Annotated in this window: 17 protein-coding genes and 1 riboswitch; of the genes, 7 read left to right on the forward strand and 10 right to left on the reverse strand. The window is 43.4% G+C overall.

All coding sequences use genetic code 11. The features are described 5' to 3' along the window. Nucleotide 1: 1 nt before the first annotated feature. Genes M301_RS11205 through M301_RS11220 form a run of 4 tightly spaced genes read right to left on the reverse strand, consistent with a single transcriptional unit; the run spans nucleotide 2 to nucleotide 3,728 of the window. On the reverse strand, nucleotides 2–766 hold the full coding sequence (locus tag M301_RS11205; RefSeq protein WP_013148895.1) for a creatininase family protein: 765 nt from the start codon (nucleotides 764–766) through the stop codon (nucleotides 2–4). An 8-nt stretch (nucleotides 767–774) separates the two neighbouring features. Next, nucleotides 775–1,695, reverse strand: a complete 921-nt coding sequence (locus M301_RS11210; RefSeq protein ID WP_013148896.1) for an ABC transporter ATP-binding protein — start codon at nucleotides 1,693–1,695, stop codon at nucleotides 775–777. 8 nt (nucleotides 1,696–1,703) lie between these two features. After that, nucleotides 1,704–2,669: an ABC transporter permease gene (locus tag M301_RS11215; RefSeq protein WP_013148897.1), complete on the reverse strand. Its 966-nt coding sequence runs from the start codon at nucleotides 2,667–2,669 to the stop codon at nucleotides 1,704–1,706. 57 nt (nucleotides 2,670–2,726) lie between these two features. Then, nucleotides 2,727–3,728: an ABC transporter substrate-binding protein gene (locus tag M301_RS11220; protein WP_013148898.1), complete on the reverse strand. Its 1,002-nt coding sequence runs from the start codon at nucleotides 3,726–3,728 to the stop codon at nucleotides 2,727–2,729. Nucleotides 3,729–3,781: 53 nt separating this feature from the next. Further along, nucleotides 3,782–3,887, reverse strand: a riboswitch (guanidine-I (ykkC/yxkD leader). Between the two features lie 304 nt (nucleotides 3,888–4,191). On the opposite strand from M301_RS11220, the gene M301_RS11225 reads away from it, so the two are divergent. Both M301_RS11225 and M301_RS11230 read left to right on the forward strand, forming a co-directional pair. Next, the gene (locus M301_RS11225) at nucleotides 4,192–4,668 is read left to right on the forward strand and encodes a MarR family winged helix-turn-helix transcriptional regulator (RefSeq protein WP_013148899.1); all 477 of its coding nucleotides are present in this window, start codon (nucleotides 4,192–4,194) and stop codon (nucleotides 4,666–4,668) included. Between the two features lie 44 nt (nucleotides 4,669–4,712). Then, on the forward strand, nucleotides 4,713–5,972 hold the full coding sequence (locus M301_RS11230; protein ID WP_013148900.1) for an MFS transporter: 1,260 nt from the start codon (nucleotides 4,713–4,715) through the stop codon (nucleotides 5,970–5,972). Between the two features lie 87 nt (nucleotides 5,973–6,059). Here M301_RS11230 and M301_RS11235 read toward each other — a convergent pair whose 3' ends face one another. Genes M301_RS11235 through M301_RS11260 form a run of 6 tightly spaced genes read right to left on the reverse strand, consistent with a single transcriptional unit; the run spans nucleotide 6,060 to nucleotide 11,362 of the window. Continuing rightward, nucleotides 6,060–7,028, reverse strand: a complete 969-nt coding sequence (locus M301_RS11235) for a vWA domain-containing protein (protein WP_013148901.1) — start codon at nucleotides 7,026–7,028, stop codon at nucleotides 6,060–6,062. Continuing rightward, entirely contained in the window at nucleotides 7,025–7,561 is a 537-nt protein-coding gene (locus M301_RS11240) for a hypothetical protein (protein ID WP_013148902.1), read from the reverse strand. Before M301_RS11240 ends, M301_RS11235 begins: the two co-directional genes overlap by 4 nt. Continuing rightward, entirely contained in the window at nucleotides 7,555–8,526 is a 972-nt protein-coding gene (locus M301_RS11245; protein ID WP_013148903.1) for a vWA domain-containing protein, read from the reverse strand. The genes M301_RS11240 and M301_RS11245 overlap by 7 nt, the downstream gene beginning before the upstream one ends. Further along, nucleotides 8,526–9,416: a nonribosomal peptide synthetase MxaA gene (locus tag M301_RS11250; protein ID WP_238524637.1), complete on the reverse strand. Its 891-nt coding sequence runs from the start codon at nucleotides 9,414–9,416 to the stop codon at nucleotides 8,526–8,528. The genes M301_RS11245 and M301_RS11250 overlap by 1 nt, the downstream gene beginning before the upstream one ends. Before the next feature lie 27 nt (nucleotides 9,417–9,443). Then, entirely contained in the window at nucleotides 9,444–10,304 is an 861-nt protein-coding gene (locus M301_RS11255; RefSeq protein WP_013148905.1) for a DUF58 domain-containing protein, read from the reverse strand. Then, nucleotides 10,301–11,362: an AAA family ATPase gene (locus M301_RS11260; protein ID WP_013148906.1), complete on the reverse strand. Its 1,062-nt coding sequence runs from the start codon at nucleotides 11,360–11,362 to the stop codon at nucleotides 10,301–10,303. Before M301_RS11260 ends, M301_RS11255 begins: the two co-directional genes overlap by 4 nt. A 230-nt stretch (nucleotides 11,363–11,592) precedes the next feature. Here M301_RS11260 and M301_RS11265 point away from each other — a divergent pair, with 230 nt between their 5' ends. The 5 genes from M301_RS11265 (at nucleotide 11,593) to M301_RS11285 (ending at nucleotide 17,225) form a co-directional block, all read left to right on the forward strand. Beyond that, nucleotides 11,593–12,345, forward strand: coding sequence for a hypothetical protein (locus M301_RS11265; RefSeq protein ID WP_013148907.1), 753 nt, complete (start codon nucleotides 11,593–11,595; stop codon nucleotides 12,343–12,345). A 9-nt stretch (nucleotides 12,346–12,354) separates the two neighbouring features. Further along, nucleotides 12,355–12,909 (forward strand): TetR/AcrR family transcriptional regulator, encoded by a 555-nt coding sequence (locus M301_RS11270; RefSeq protein ID WP_013148908.1) that lies wholly within the window; start codon nucleotides 12,355–12,357, stop codon nucleotides 12,907–12,909. Between the two features lie 102 nt (nucleotides 12,910–13,011). Further along, a complete protein-coding gene (locus M301_RS11275; RefSeq protein ID WP_013148909.1) occupies nucleotides 13,012–13,515 on the forward strand; it encodes a MarR family winged helix-turn-helix transcriptional regulator in 504 nt (167 codons plus the stop codon). Nucleotides 13,516–13,566: 51 nt separating this feature from the next. Continuing rightward, nucleotides 13,567–15,045, forward strand: coding sequence for an efflux transporter outer membrane subunit (locus tag M301_RS11280; RefSeq protein ID WP_013148910.1), 1,479 nt, complete (start codon nucleotides 13,567–13,569; stop codon nucleotides 15,043–15,045). Then, nucleotides 15,042–17,225 (forward strand): FUSC family protein, encoded by a 2,184-nt coding sequence (locus M301_RS11285; protein ID WP_013148911.1) that lies wholly within the window; start codon nucleotides 15,042–15,044, stop codon nucleotides 17,223–17,225. Before M301_RS11280 ends, M301_RS11285 begins: the two co-directional genes overlap by 4 nt.

Here is a 17,225-nt window from a genome sequence, read left to right on the forward strand (position 1 = left end):
TCTAATGCGCATGATTGGAAAAATAAGAATTTGCTAAAGGGGGTGTTTCTTTTAAACCTTGTTGAATTAATCTACTCAGGTCTTCTACCATCCATTGAAACCACTCCTGACCTTTTTCAGCAGTCGAAATACTGGGCATGCCAGTGACACCATTAGTACTAGTGCGGTTGACGGGGTGAGAGAAAACTAAGCCTTCTGTACGATCCGGGTCATCAGCAAGATTTAATAACTCAGTACGTACCATATGAGGCGCTGTGGCAAGCATCAGCGATGTTTCCGCATCATTTGCGTGCCAGTCGTCGCCATCCGCATGATGAAACTGTCTCACTCGCTCGCTGATATGGGCGGAATTAATCACTGTAACCATCATGTCATCGTGCTCTGCGCGTAGCATTTCTAAAGCACAGCGTAACGGCGCAGCATTGGTGACATGAGTATTCACAATAAACAAGCGACGAATACCGCTGTGATAAGCCCAGTCGCCAATATCCTTCATCATATTGATCAAGGTGATTGGCTGAATTGCCAAAGTACCCGGCCAGCGTTGGCTATGCCCAATAGAGCAGCCATAAGGCATAGTTGGTAACATTGGCACATTGGTCAATGTTGATACGGCACTACATAAAATATCCGCTAATACATAGTCCATACCACAGCCCATGTGCGGCCCATGCTGCTCAGTAGCACCAATCGGCAAAATGGCAGCTTGATTCGCTTCTGCAATTTTTTCGGGCAATTCTGCCCATGTGAGTTCAGACCAAAACATGTTATCTATCACTCCACATTATCTTCAATGTTTACAAAACGAATCATGCGCTGAGTAATGGCTTCATCTTCAGCGTCCTTTTCAGCCAGCGTTTTGGGTGGATGGATAAGTGCTTCCAGCCGCGCCTTGGTAGCTAAAAACTCTGGACTTGTAAAATCTCTAACACTGCGTGGTCTTGGCACAGGTACTTCAATCAACTCTTGCACTTCGCCTGGGTGTGCTTTTAGAACCAGAATTCTATCCGCCAGAAAAATAGCTTCATCTAAATCATGAGTGATGAACAAAATAGTCACATCGACGTTGCGCCAAATTTCAAGCAAATGTGTTTGCATCTTGGCGCGAGATTGCGCATCTAAGGCACCAAAAGGCTCATCCATTAACAAAATACGTGGTTGATTGACTAGGGCACGCGCGATGGCAACGCGCTGCTTCATGCCTCCAGAAAGCTCATGCGGGTATGCATTTGCGAATTTCTCTAAGCCAACTAACTCCAGCCACATATCTGCCTCTTTTCCGGCTTCATCGGCGCTGGCATTGTTCATTTCCAAGCCGAACATCACGTTTTTTCTAACACTTAACCATGGAAATAAAGTGTAGCCTTGGAATACCATTCCCCGGTCACGTCCTGGCCCTGTCACTGGTTTTCCATCAAGTAAAACATCACCAGAAGTGTGTGGTTCCAAACCGGCTAAAATGCGAATTAACGTTGATTTACCACAACCTGATGGACCAATCACGCAAACAAATTCCCGTCTATGCGTTTTAAAATTAATGTTTTTAAGTGCGGTGACCTCACCTTTTGCAGTCTTGTACACTTTACCTAACTGCTTCACCTCTAAAATCACTTCGCGCTGTTTGAGTCTATCAAAGCGATTTTTAACGGCTTCAGATTGATCTAAATAACTTGGAAGATTAGTGTTCATGTCCATATACGCCCTTACTCTTTATTCGCAGGCCTGTCCCATGGGAACAAGTGCTTACCTAGCCAAGCTAGAATTAAATCACCACCTAGACCAATCACACCTATGATGATGATGGCGGCATAAACATTATCAAAATGCTGATAACGTGCTTGCTGGGTGATAAACCATGTGATGCCTGATGACGTACCTATTAACTCTGCTACTATCAGATAAGTCCAAGCCCAGCCTAATAGGATGCGTTGATCACGATATAACTCTGGCAAAATACCAGGGATAATCACGTGCATCATGAGTTTAAATTTACTAGTGCCTAGCGTTAGCGCGGCTTCTAACAGTGAGTAATCCAGCTTACGTGTGGTATTTGCGATAATCAGAATTTGCTGAAACAAAGTACCAATCACGATAATGGCTATTTTCGGACCGTCATAAATTCCCAAAATAGCGACCGCTAACGCACCGAATGCAGGTGCAGGCAAATATCTGAAAAACTCTATGAACGGCTCATTTAGCCTAGAAACCGCACTGTAAGTTCCACATAAAATTCCGATTGGAACTCCGATCAATGATGAGATAAAGAACCCCCAAAATATAACCTGAATGCTGTGCCAAAGACTTTCATGTAGCCATTTACCATCACGCTGCTCCGGCGCTGTGGTAAACCCTGTATACAATGCTTTTGCAACTTCATGTGGTGCAGGTAAATAAATTGGGTTAGCTGGTTTGCCTTCAGGAATCACCTTACCAGCAGCCTGCATATTGGCGGACTCTTCCTTAAATGATGCCTTGTCCACCAGCATGTCTACCTGAAAGTAATCGACATCCCCTGGCTTATTCACTAGCACCATCGGATGCCATACAAACGGCACATAACTCACTACACACCAAATTAGCAAAGGCAACAGAAACGAGCCTAAACCCAATAACTTTTGCCTACGCGGCGACAACTCCCTACGCACAGCAAACCAAGACTCTAGACTCATTCTGCAACCAATCTATTTAACTTTAGTAAATCGATATTCAAAAACTAAACAGTCAGACTATTTAGCTAGCAATGAAGGATCTATCGCTTTTTGTATATCCATAGGCTTTTTGTATACGCCGTATTTCACATTGAAGTCATCTGAGATTTTTGAAGAGCCGTATAGAGATTTAAAGCCAGGTGCTTTAACAAATACTTTTTTACCTTCTTCTAGGCTGAGCAACTTAGTGCCTTTCAATAATGGTAAATAAGCTTCTGGTTTAATACCAACGCGAGCTGCCATGATTTTCACTGCATCTGGCTGAGTTTTAGGGTCATTGATGTACATCACAACTTTGTCCCACACTTTAATCACTTTTTTCCAGTCAGCTTTGCGGCTAGACAAGCTTGTTGGGCTAACCGTTAATACATCATAGATAAGACCGGGTTCATCAGCAGAAGTGTAGATTGGTTTAGCGCCAGGAACGCGGCTCATAGCTTCACCAGAATTTGGTTGCCATGCGCCAATAGCAGACAAATCGCCTGAAGCTAATGCTTGTGGGGTTTCGTTGGTTTTAGTGTTGACGATAGTGACATCAGACTCTTTCATGCCAATTTTTTCTAAACCATTCAGCAGTAATAGATGTTCAACAAAACCAGTTTCCAAACCGATTTTTTTGCCTTTTAAGTCCTTCAGACTTTTAATGCCCTGCTTAGCCACAATCATGTCGTTGCCGTTAGAGTAATCAGTCAAAAGAATCATGACATTTTTAGCACCACCTGACCCAGTAACAAGCGCATCGCCATTGGTGACAGTGACACCATCAATTTTTCCTGCAGCAAAAGCGTCCATAGAGGCAACGTAATCAAACCACTCAAACTGAACGTCTACACCTGCTTCTTTAAACCAGCCCTTATCAATCGCCACTTGCCATGCGACCCAACCTGGCCAGTCGCTGTAACCGACCTTTAGAGGGGCAGCAGCGTTAGATAAATTTGTGAATAGTAAAGATGCGGTAAATGCAGTGGCAGTTAATACAGTACGTGCAGAAAAACGTTTGATAAAACTTGTAGTTTGCATGGCTGGCTCCTAGGTTGGTAAAAAGTCGAGAAGGCGGCATTTATATAAACGCTTCCTCCCGGGCTTTTATCCCTCCGTGTAGCCACATGTTGATTGGCCGACAACTCTCGGACCAGACACTCTTATAAAATAAAAGCCGGAACCCTAGTCATCTTTTTGAAACTTCAGCGGTTAGTAAACACTCACCGCTTTCTCGCTGATTACCTATAAGCAATCAGCATGCCAGCTATTGATAAAAATTACTTTCCTTGTAAATCATATAGTTAATAACTCATCACAAAATTGAAAATCTTGTATTTCATAGTTGCCTGCACCAACATAGTGCTGCGAAATGAGAATTGCACCGTTTAAATAGCGCCGAAATGTTATGTAGAAATATTTTCCATTAATTATATATAGGCTCCTATACAATATGCATAGGAGCCTATATAATATATCTACGATTAAACAGGATGGTCAATAAATGTCAGAGTCATCAGAAAATTGGCAACCGAAAACGATGCCCTCAATACTCATCTCTCATGCGGCAAGAGCGCTTGCGCGTAGAGCCGATACAAAGTTACGAGATATTGGCATCAGCACTAGCCAGTTCCCCGTGCTTGTAGCTTTAAAGGATGGTGCAAAGCTTACACAAAAAGAGTTGGCACTATTAGCCAACGTCGAACAGCCCAGCATGGCCCAGCTTCTTACCCGCATGGAGCGCGACGGTCTTATTCGCAGGGAGGCCGACCCTAATGATGGAAGAAGCAGCCTTATTTCACTGACTGATAAAGCTATTAGCTTATTCTCACCTGTTCGAGCCATTCTAACTCAAGGCAATCAAGAGGCATTAGTGGGATTTGATGAGAGTGAGATCGAGCAACTGGTCGCTTTGCTTCACCGTGTGATTGGTAATGTGGGCGATGGCAAATGCCTATTAGCGACTGTATCCCACAAATAACCTACGTTTAACCAACAATAATTGACGAATCGACGATCAATCCTATGACTCACGCAGACATACAACAAAAACCCGAATTTACTCGCTATCAAATCTTTGTCATGGGGCTGTTAGCGTTTTTACAGTTCTCCGTCATTCTTGATTTTATGATTATGTCACCGCTCGGTGCGTTGATTATGCCTGCGATGGAAATTAGTCCACGCCAGTTTGGCCTGATTGTTTCGGCCTATGCATTTAGCGCAGGTATCAGCGGGCTATTGATGGCGGGATTTGCCGACCGCTATGACCGTAAGAAAATATTGCTCGTCTTTTACACTGGCTTTGTTGCCGCCACCGTATGGTGTGGCTTAGCCCAAACATTTCCAATGTTACTACTGGCGCGCATCGTCACCGGAATCTTCGGAGGCGTTATTGGCTCAGTCGTTCTTGCGATTGCAACCGATCTCTTCGCACCGCAATTGCGTGGGCGCGTGATGGGCGTCATTCAAACAGCTTTTGCTGCAAGCCAAGTATTAGGATTGCCTGTAGGGCTTTACTTATCGAACCGTTGGACTTGGCACGCGCCTTTTTTAGCCATGGCAGCATTCGGTGCCATTGGAGGCATCATTATTGTGTGGCGCATGCAACCAGTTGTAGGGCACCTCAAAGCGCCTCAGGAACACAGCGCATTTACACACTTGCTCAATACGCTTTCTGACCCTCGCCATCTAACTGCTTTTGCTACGACTGCGTTGTTAACGACTGGTGGATTTATGCTCATGCCTTTCAGCAGCGTATTCACGGTCAATAACTTAGGTGTCAGTATTGAGCACTTGCCGACAATCTATTTGATTACTGGCTTATGTACTATATTTGTGGGGCCGTTAGTCGGCAAGGTAGCCGATAAGTTTGGCAAAATTCCAGTGTTTATGGCCGGCAGTATTGTCACCATGATCATGGTGATGATCTACACCCATTTAGGAACAGTTCCATTCACTACGGTCATCATCGTCAACGTCTTAATGTTTATAGGCATATTCTCTCGGATGATTCCATTTCAGGCATTAGTAACGTCAGTTCCGGAAACAACTAAGCGCGGCTCATTCAACGCGGTCAGTGCCTCTATTCAACAGTTTGCGGGTGGCTTTGCCTCAATCCTAGCTGGTCACATTGTCGCGATCGGAGCAGACGGAAAATTGCAGCATTTCCCTTGGGTCGGTTATATCGTCGTCGGAACGACAATTGTGACTGCTATCTTGACATGGTTTATTCAGCAGGGAATCCAGAAGCGCGCTCAGCCGATACCTGACGCTGCCACCACTTAAGTTTGTCTAGATGATGCGCGGCTTCGCCATAACTATTGATAAAGGATTTTATGAGGAGTCATTATTTAATATTACTCATCATTAGAGTTAAAAATTAAACCGTGCTCCCAATGTTGATCTAGCTAGAATATTCGGTATAAATGTTGAAAGAATTAACAGAATAGCCAAAAGTAAGTAAACCCATCGCATAGAGTAAGATGTCACAAAACTCGCTGCTGGTTTTTGTTTTTGTACAAAATCATAAAAAGCTGAATTGTCTTGGCCTTTGATATATTTAGCCTTAATTTCTCCTGCGAGCGAGATTAAATACTCCTCTTCTAGCTGTGATAAAAAGCGGTCATATTCAGCTGAGGCCACAGAAGGATCCGGCTCATCTTGGCTAGGATCAGAATAAGTCACACCTACCGCCCCTGCATTATTATTGTCGCTAATCGGCCAGTAGCCAACACGTTTATTTGCAGAGTTGAATCTTGGTACGCCAACTTTAGTATTGCCGCCAACCCCGACGAATACAAAGTTTTTGCCAATTTGAATACCGCTCAGATCTTGCTTGATGGTGACATTGACTCTTGGCGCTTCATCACCATCCGTAAAGAATAGCATTTGCGCTGGCACATTTAATGAGTCGAAAGTATTGGCCGCAGCACGTACGCCAAAACTTAAACGACTATTACCTTTCCAAGCCATGCGCCATTCCAAGTGATCGATCGAATCTGTAATCACATCTAGATTGGTGCATACTTCTAGCGGTGTAATCAGCAAGGCAACATTATCTGAGGCGAAAATTCCTACGCTAAAGTAAGTGCCGCAAGGCGAGGTTTGCACAACTTTCTTCATGAGTTGCCGCGTGTAGGCTAATCGGCTAACTGGCTGATTATTCAATTTTTCATCTTCTGCATTCATGCTTTGTGATACGTCAGCGACCAACAAGTAATTATGCACTTCTTGCTTTAGTTGAATATCTGGCTTAAAAAGCGCTAACAACAGCAAACCAAACGCTGCCACATAGAGCAGTGTTTCATGGTTGTCTTTCAAAAATGGTAGTATTTTTTTCATGGCAAACCTATCGGCAAATTGCTCAGTTCCATGGTGGATTGGTCTTTAGGCGCGGGCTTCATATTGTTCGCCATCACAGAATGCAACAGGCTTAGATTAAATTTCGCTGCACGGTCTTGCGGCTCAATTCTCAACGACTGCTCATAAGCCATTTTTGCTTGCGTGTAGGCGTAGCGCGCTTCATCTTGTAGCGTGCCATCATCATTAATTCTTCGAATCAAGCCAAATACAAACAGGTTGTTGCCGATGTTGTATTGGATCTTCGCCTGATCATGTAGCGATGGTTGCGTCTCTAAAAGTTGCCCGTAGGTCTGTACGGCGTGTTTATAGTCTTTTTTATTGCCTTGGTCATAAGCTGCGGTGAATTTTTGCAAATATGGATAAGCATCATCAGTCACCAATTGCCCCGCTGCAACCGTCTGATTCACCTTTGTGATGTGATGGATTTGATAAGCTTCATAACCCGCACCTATTAAGCCAATAGCGAGAAATGTCCCAAATATCACATTGCTATTTTTGATATGTTTTACCATGAGTGTACCTTTAGATTTTTGATGACGAATATCAATAGGCTTAACATCAACGCAAGCACGATGAGGTTATTCGAGTAATCATGCCCAGGAATACTCACCGTATACTGAATCATATTTTTTTCTTTCGAGTCGATGTATTGCAGGGCTGACTGCAGAGCCGTTGGGTTATCCGCCTCAAACGCTTTATATTTGATTTTGAGTGATTTAAAATATTGATCCAGCACAATGGAATCAGGTACTTTGTCCTCGCTGTAGGTCTCTTTAGTAAAAATGCTGATGTCATCCGGCTCGCGCAACACAATCCAGTAGAGATTCAACTTCTTGTCAATAAAGTATTGTGAGATTTTTAGCTTAACGCGCGGACTTAACTTACCCGCTCCATCTGAAAGTAATATCACTGCGCGTGAGCCAGAGCTTTGGATGTTATCAAATAAATTTACTGCTTCAGTTATACCTGCGCCAATATTGGTTTGATTCAGCGCAGAGCCTGTCGCGGCATTAATGGCCGCGTGTATGGCATCGCGGTTTGTGGTAATTTTCATGCCATATAGCGCAGAGTTAGTGAAACCAACAACGCCCATCATGTCATCTGGGCGCGAGTCGATAAAATCTGTAATCAACCTTCGTGCGGCTGCGGATTTAATTTCTGCCGCACGGCCGCTGGTAGTTTGCCCTGCGAATGGATGATCCATACTCACACTGCGGTCAATCACTAAAACTGTTTGCGCACCTTTACCTACTTTTTGCTCTTTTCTACTCGCTCCTTGAGGCGAAGCCAAAGCCAAGATAATACTTAATAAAATTAGTGAAGTGATCGTCTTTACAACGAGGTTTGCGATTTCAGAAACCCTGTCTTTCGGCATAATTTCAAGCCAAGAATACATTTGACCTTGATGGCTTTTAAACACAAACGGCGCGACTACAAGTGGCAGCAGCAATAGTGCCCATGGTTGCAATAGAGTCATTAAACGCCCCGCTCACAATCTCTTAAACGCTTGCTGAGTGTTTTAAGCTCTTGTAGTTGAATAGCGTTTGCTGCTCGACTGGCAAATAAGGCCGCATTCGACTGCTCAAAAAATTGGGCTATTTCCTGCTTCATTTTCAAGAACTTTGGATTAGCCGATAAAAAGTGTTCTAGCTCGTTTGCAAAGAGATTTGCACCGTAAATTTTATTAAATGCTTGGTGCATATACATCAAGGCATTCTTATTAGCGGCTTGCTCATGCCCTAGCTTTTTAATATTGCGATGCGCTTGGGCAAAGGCTCCATTCATAAACGGCAACCAGCGTTTATCGGCATTCACATAAACCAGACCAAGCAAACCTATTACTAGTAAAGTCAACGCCGCCCAAAGCCGAGCGTCATGCATACTCAAATCAATCAGTGCAGGCTTAGATTGTGGCTGCATATTATCTTTTGCGTTAGGAATACCCTCTGCAACCAGTGGCGTATACCAAAATTTCCATGCTGGAATATCAATCGATAATGCTTTTGCACCACCTATAAGCGCCAGATGTTCATCAGGTAACTGCATGACTACAGGCTTTGCCGCGCTTACAAACACTTGATAACTTAGTGTGATTTTATAAATAGTTGTGCTACTGCCTTTAGATGTCTGCACACTTACATCGCGCAGCTCAATGCCATTCCTGCTTTCGCCTTTCATCGGCAATGAAGCTTTAGGTAGTTGATAGGCGGCGTCCACTTCAACCTCTATGCTGCGGCTTAGCACATCACCCATTTGTATGTTATTGCTAGTGGGCGGATTGATCGCGTTTAGAATTTTGACATCTGTGGCCTGCCCAAACGCCAGTGACGCAAACAGCGACAAGCTGACAACTATCATTGATTTCATTATTGAGTTTTTCATCATTCTCTTCATTTAAGCCATCATCTGTTCAAAATAATGTGACATCACATCTGGGTCGTACTTGCCACTGATATAAATCGCCTGACTGTCAAAACGTGTGAATAAAGCTTCCAGCGCTTGTTTTCTTGCTGCAAAAACTTCCTCAAATTGCGCTCGAATTGCTTCACGAAAGAAAATGGTTCTATTCAAACCAGTTTCAGGATCGATCATGTTGCCAAAACCAAACTTGGGTAGCTTTTTGTATTCATGATCATCCCAAAGTACGATAGGAATCACTTGGTGTGCAGACATCGCATTTAAAGCCTGCTCAATCATAGGTATTGGCATGTGAAAGTCTGAAATCCAAAATACCAAACCTCTGTTCTGACTCAAATACTCTGGCACTTCGAGTATGCCTTCAGAACCAACGCGCATTTTTTTGTATTCGCCAAGCTGCTCAATCACTTCAAATGATTGATGCACGTGATGACTTAAACTGAGCGTAAGGTCTTCAATCACATGATTGTTGTAAGCAATAAAGCTGAACACATCGCTTTTATCAAAGGCTGAATAGGCAATTGATGCCGCGATTTCTTTTGCTAAGTCTAATTTTCGGCCCTGCCCTTTAAACTGCATAGAGCTTGATACATCACAAACGGCAAAAATTGGCGTGGTATTGTCTTGATTAAACAACTTCACCTGCACCTGTTCATAGGGGTCGCGCAACGTTTGGCGCAAGTCCACCCGCCTAGCATCAGGATAATCAATCAAAGGTACATTACCTTTGAATTCAAAACCTAAACCACGCTGCGTGCCTCGGTGTTCACCAAAATGGATGCTGCTAGACTTCCAAGGAATTTGATAATAAAACGGTTTAGCGTAAGCTGGAATCATGCTGCTTTTGCTTGAACTGATTTAGCTTGTGAAGGCACCGCAACTGTACTTAAAATCTGCGTGGTCAGTTCGCGCGCCAATTGCGTTCTGCGATTTTCATACATGCTGTTGAATACCAATCGGTGCGCGATTAACTCATGGAATACTGCATGAATATCTTCAGGATATAAACTGTCGCGGTTCATTAACCAAGCATTAACACGTGCAGCTTTGAGCAACATCCCCATACCGCGCGGACTAGCGCCGGTATGTATTAAGCGATTCACATCAACGCTATCGAGCTTAATGCCAAATTTTTCTGGATTTTGTGTAGATTCCCATAAATCCAAGGCATATTCTTCCAACACATCACTAGATTTGATATGGCTTTGCAGCACATCTGAGAATGCATTCAACTGGTCAAATTGCAAGACGTTTGACTCAACTTGTTTGGTCAGACTTTCCGCATGCTGAAACTTCACATCAAACATCAGCGCTTTACGCAGTTCTCTATCGGCTGGAATATCAATCGGTATTTCCATCATAAAGCGGTCACGTGCCGCCGATGGAATCTCAAAGGTTTCATTTTTTTCGACTTGGTTACGATCTGCAAATACCACCATGTGCGGCAGACGATATTCTTTTTTGAAAGCACTGATATGACGTTCAGCCATTACACGCAGCATCAAAGCGTGTACTTGCGGACGTGCGCGATTGATTTCATTGAAGAAAAATACGGATAGGTTTTCACCTGCACGTAACAACGGACCTTCATCAATCTTTGGTCGACCATCTTCACCCAGATAAGTGTGGTAAATCAGGTCATTTGGCATCAGGTCTACCGTGCCTTCAATACGCTCATAAGCGCCACCGATACATCTGGCAATCGATTGCAGCAATGTCGTTTTACCGACACCAACGCCACCTTCCAGTAACACATGACCACGTGCAAAGATAGCAATATTCATCAAACGTATGGCTTTATCTTGCCCTACTATCACTTTCTGCACTTCCTTTTCCAGCTTTAAAGCATGGCTGCGCCAGTCGGCCAGCTGAATATCGTGAGTTGCTATATGCATATATAATCCTATGTAAAATAAATTTTTAAAGGGTACGTTTGGTTTGTTCTTGCGTTGCTTTTGCGGTCTCTTTTTGCGATTGCTTTTTATTCATTGTTAATGTAATATTCAGACAGGTCTGTTCATTTATTTACAGTCTACTTGAAGAGTTCTGAAATATGCAAGTAAATTTTTAGGGGTAATTTACATTGAACCAAACTCATAGTTTTCAAACTGAGAGTCTGAGACTTTTGAACATAGGCTATCTAGGTTCATTAGGCTTATTAAAGAACTTAGCCTCGTATAAAAGAACCTCTAATGCCCACCTATTGCGGCTTTCCAGCCAACTTAGCCGATGGAATTTAGAAAGAATTTCTAAAAAAAATAGCTATGGTCAACCACTAGACTTAACGCTTGATGACGTGAATGCGCTCAAAGAGTTAATTCAAGTGGCTATCAACAAAGCCTCGGTCAAATACCCTGAAACTATTTATGACCAACTACTTTTTTTGACGATAGGTGCAATTCAGGTTCAATCACAGACCGGCTCTGATAAAGCATGGGCATTGGTCAATCAATCGATACAAAGCTTTTTAAGCGCTCAAAAAAATAAACGCTTATTTTCATTAGGCCTTCTTGCTGTGGCTATCTTGATTTGCCTGAGTTTAACAACAGTGCCAATCTCTAAAACGCATCGCATGGATGACACCTCACAGATATTATCAACAGAAGCTGTTGCGACTGAGGTTGTAGCAAGAGGTACTGACCCAGTCACTATGAGCACGCTATTACTTGCTTACAACAAAATGAAAAGTGGTACTTGCCAGTTACCACAAGCGGCAATGTTACCGCCAGAGCAAAGACAAGCCTTTTTAATGTTTGTGAATAAAGGGGTTGTTGAAGTACAACATGTAGAAAATCTAAGACTTGCTTTAGGTTACGTTAATTGCCTATACCCACAGGAGCTCATGCATCCGGTAGTTTCCACTGGAAATAGGTTATAAGGAACGATTATGAAAATGCGCGATAAAATACTAGCGACTGCTACCAGCTTATTTGAGTCCCGAGGCATTCAGGCTTCTGGGGTAGACACGATCATTGCTGAGGCGGGCATTGCAAAAGCCACGCTTTATAAGCACTTCCCTAGCAAAAATCTACTGATTACCTCTTACCTTAGAGAAAAGTCAGATAGGTTCTATGAATGGTTAAACTCAAGTCTTGTCTCTAAAAAAGCGACTTCACTTGAGATTTTGATTTCACTATGCGAGCTCGTTGAGCAATGGATTATGACGCCTGAGTTTCATGGTCTGCCATTTCATATTGCGGCTGTAGAGTTTCCAGAGCCTGATCACCCAATCAACCAGTATTCAGCAGTTTTAGCCGTTGAGTTACAAGGCTATTTATCTAAGATTGCAGCAACAGCTGGTGCAAAAGATCCTGAAGCATTAGGTCAGCAGCTCACTATTCTGTTTGAAGGTGCTGCATTAGTTGAAAGATTAAGTCCAGGTTCAGGTGCTGCTAGCCGCGCTAAAAATGCAGCCATCACGCTGATACGCGCCTCTATTTAAACTTACCGCTCTAACTAAACAGCAATATATTAATAAAAATAACTATTTTTATTATTTTGAGCTTGCATTAAAGTACGGAACCATATTATCATTATCCGTACTATGTTATTACTCAAAGAATTACCTACCTCTAAAAGCTTGGAAAAGTTTGTGAAGCGTTACCCAGACGCTGACATCGCGGCTATTTCTGATTTTGTAAACTTGCTTAGAGCATCTTCTGATATTTCAACTGCGCTAGATAAACTACTAGCTAAACATGAACTGCTACAAGGGCGCTGGTGGGTACTTGTGTTATTGATGCGTCAAGATGATCTGACTTCGACACCAACAGATTTAGCTGAAAAAGCTGGTGTAACCAAAGCCACAATGACAGGATTTATTGATGGATTGGTCAGAGAAGGCTTAGTCACCAGAATTACAGACGATGTTGATCGCAGAAAACTTCTCATTAAACTAACTGATGCAGGCCAACAAAAGTTAGATATAGTTTTGCCAGATTACTATAAAAAAGTCAGCGCACTCATGTCGCTCCTTAACACTGACCAGAGAGCAAGTTTGCTGGTTAATGTTAACGTTCTAGCGTCTGGTCTTGATGTAATGAAATAGCTCGTTAGTTTTTTTACCCATATTGTTCGGAACCGTACTAAATAAATATCAATGTTTAAATTTCACAAATTTAATAGAAGCACTGTCATTCACACCGCACGCAATATCACTGCAGCGGCTGGGATGATTTCATTGGTGGGCTGTGTCAGCATGTCTGGTATCAATCCAAAAGCGAAAAGTACTCAAGCTGTCACATTAAAGTCTGGTCAGGCCATAGCGTCCGCCTCACATATTGAGTGGCCCAAGGTAGATTGGTGGAAGGCATATCACGATCAGCAGCTGGATGCTTTAATTGATAAAGCAGTGAGCGATAGTCCAACATTACGCATGGCACAAAGTCGCGTAAATCTAGTACAAGCCTATGCAGATAGCATACACGCCGAAACACTACCTAATATCGGTGGTGACGCTTCTGCAGTTCGTCAACGTTTTACCGAGTTACAGTTTATTCCTCCGCCATCCGCCGGCAATTGGGATTGGGACAATAAAATGACAGCTTCAATCGCCTATGACCTTGATTTATGGGGTAGGCAGGAAAGCATTTGGAATGCCTCGGTTAATGAAACGAATGCAAGCAAGTTAGAAGTTCAGCAGGTTAAACTTGAACTCGTTAATGCTGTGACTAGAAGCTATGTTCAATTAGCTATGGAATACCAATTACGTGACCTTGCTGAAGAGTACTTGGATGAAGTTAAACAGCGCATAGCCATTAAACAACGTAGTATGAAAGCTGGACTTGGCACCGAGATGGAGGTTATTGAAGCAGAAACTCCGCTACCATTGACAAGGGCAAAAATTGAAGCGATTGACGAGCACATTAAGCTGCTGCGCAATCAATTAGCGGCGTTATCAGGTCAAGGACCTGGCGCTGGTGACAGCATCACCCGCCCAACCATGACACTGGAAGCCAGCGCAGGGCTGCCAGACACTTTGCAAGCTAATCTAGTTGGCCGTAGGCCAGATGTGCTAGCGCATCGTTTGCATGTGGAAGCAGCGCAAGAAAATATTGAAGGGGCAAAAAAAGCTTTTTATCCGAATATTAACTTGATGGGATTTATTGGCTTTCAGGCACTCGGCTTTGGTCAACTGCTTAGCACCGCAGCAGGTATTGCTGGCGCCGGCCCTGCAATTTCATTGCCGATATTTGATGGAGGAAGACGACGCGGAAACTTATCAGCTAAAACTGCTAGCTATGATATTGCGGTAGAAAATTACAATACTGTTCTCGTGAAAGCGCTGCAAGATGTTTCAGATCAGTTAGTGATTATGCAGTCTAATCGCAAGCAAATCCAAGAGGTTGATATGGCATTGGCTTCTGCAAAAAAAGCGCATCATTTAGCCGAAGTAAGTTATAGCGGCGGCTTAAGCAATTATCAGCATGTGCTTGATACCAATAACATAGTCATTCATCAACAAGAAATACGCACGCAATTACAAGCCGTTCGATTAGATGCTTATGCTGGCTTGATGCGGGCGCTTGGCGGTGGCACAGTTGATGAAACTACAGCTAAAGCGATGCCCTTGCCATGAGCGTATTGCAATTAATCAAAGGCAGAAGAAATAGACTGCTTGTTACTAGTAGAGCCGCATTAAGCGATTGGTTAAAAGAAGATGCGCCTATTTTTGGCTATCTGTTAAAAGTACTGTTAGCCAGCTTACTTGCGATGTGGTTATCGCTAAGATTCGAGCTAGATCAGCCACGCACGGCCATGCTGACGGTGGCAATTGTCATGCAGTCGCGCTCTGGTATGGTGTTCGCAAAAAGCTATTACCGCTTATTGGGTACGTTGGTTGGGATTGTCGTATCACTCATTCTCGTGGCTTTATTTGCTCAAGAACGCATATTATTTCTGCTGAGTATGGCGTTGTGGATAGGTTTGTGCACTGCTGGCTCCATGGTTTACCGAAATCATCAGTCTTATGGATTTGTGTTGGCAGGTTACACACTATGTATTGTCGGCTTACCTGCAGCTATCAGCCCTGAGCTCACATTTAATATTGCGGTCACTCGAATTTCAGAAATATTGATAGGACTGATATGCGCCACTATGGTCAGCGACTTAGTTTTTCCGCAACGTATCTGGGATGCAATACAAACTAAGGTAAGACTGCGTTTCAGTGACTTTTCTGACTTGTTGCGCACGACTGCACAAAGCTCAACCTCCTCTACTAAAAGCTCAAAACAAGTGTTATTAAGATTTATAGGCGATATTTATAGTCTGGAGTCTTTTCGCGCCTCTGCCATCATGGAAAATGACGGTGCCAAACACAACCGCTTACGTATCAGTGAAGTGAATAACGAGTTCATGGCTGTGGCAACGACTTTCCATTCACTAGAAGAGCTACTACGCCGTCAACGAAACAATGGTCACCCTGAGGTAGGTGCAGCATTAATCAGCATGTATCGACAGTTAAGTGAGGCGATTACACTTGATGGGAAAAGCGCAGCTAATGAGCAAGAGGCTGCGATTGTCACAAAACAGCTGACCATTTTTCAAAGCACTTTTACTCAACATCTAACTGTTTACAGGATGCAGTTACCTCAGGATATGAGTGATCGCGAATCACTGGATTTTGAAACTGGGGCTGAATTATTACAGCGTCTTGCAGATGAGCTGCATGCGTATGCTGTTACTTATTCATCTGTAAACTATAACGAACGTAAGTCAGTTACAGAGGAAATGGTAGCGCCACCTAAGCTAGAAATGCATTTTGACCCAGTGGCAGTTGCTTTAGCTGGAGTGCGAGGTACATTGACGCTTGGCATTATGACGGCTTTATGGTTATTGACTGACTGGCGCTCTGGGATTGAAGCCATCACTATTGGTGTGATTACTAGCACGCTTTTTGCGACCTCCCCCTCGCCTAATCAAACCATCAAGCAATTCATGACAGGCGCAATTATCGGGACTATTCTGGCCTATATTTGCAATTTTCATTTACTCACTCAAGCACAGGGCTTTTTGATGCTGGCATTGGCGGTGACGCCAACCATACTCTTTGCTAGTTGGTTAACAACCAAGCCTTCAATTGCAGTTGTTGGTTCCGGCATTTTTATCGTATTTTTAATGCACATTGGCTTTAATAGTGCGTACAACGCTAACCCAGTGACTTTTATTAACGATGCAATTGCGGATTTATTGGCAGTACTTGTTTCTGGTGTGATGTATGGCCTCATTGATATTAGTAGCAGTGCATGGTCTAGACGTCGCATTGCGACAACTTTACGTAAATTAATTGTCACGGCATGCCGCAGTCCATTAATGATGAAGCGCGTCCAATTAGAAAATGCCGCTTTCGATTTGGTACAGCGTGCTGGCAGCGCACAGCGTGTCGCACAAGAGCAAGATAGATTGGTCATTGACTGGCTGTTATCCACGCTTGAAATTGGCCACGCCGTGATTGCGCTACGAGAGCTTAAACGTGAAATTAATCATCCATATTTTTCCGAGCTCTTGCTGACGGGGCTTGAAGCTATTGCCGCGCTGCATGAAACACCAACTGAAGCACTACGCATGAAAGCTTTGAAGGCCATCGAGAATGCCACTGACAACCTCACTTCAGACATCTCTACAGACATTGCAATGCCTGAAACAGCACATCAGCTTAGACGCCAAGCGCTTTCTATGCTGCACTTTATTCATAGCGCATTATTGGATGAAGAATCTGTTCTGGCTACTTCTGTTCTGACCACTAAGGAGAAAAGTTAA

This window comes from Methylotenera versatilis 301 (assembly GCF_000093025.1).
Lineage (GTDB): Bacteria > Pseudomonadota > Gammaproteobacteria > Burkholderiales > Methylophilaceae > Methylotenera > Methylotenera versatilis.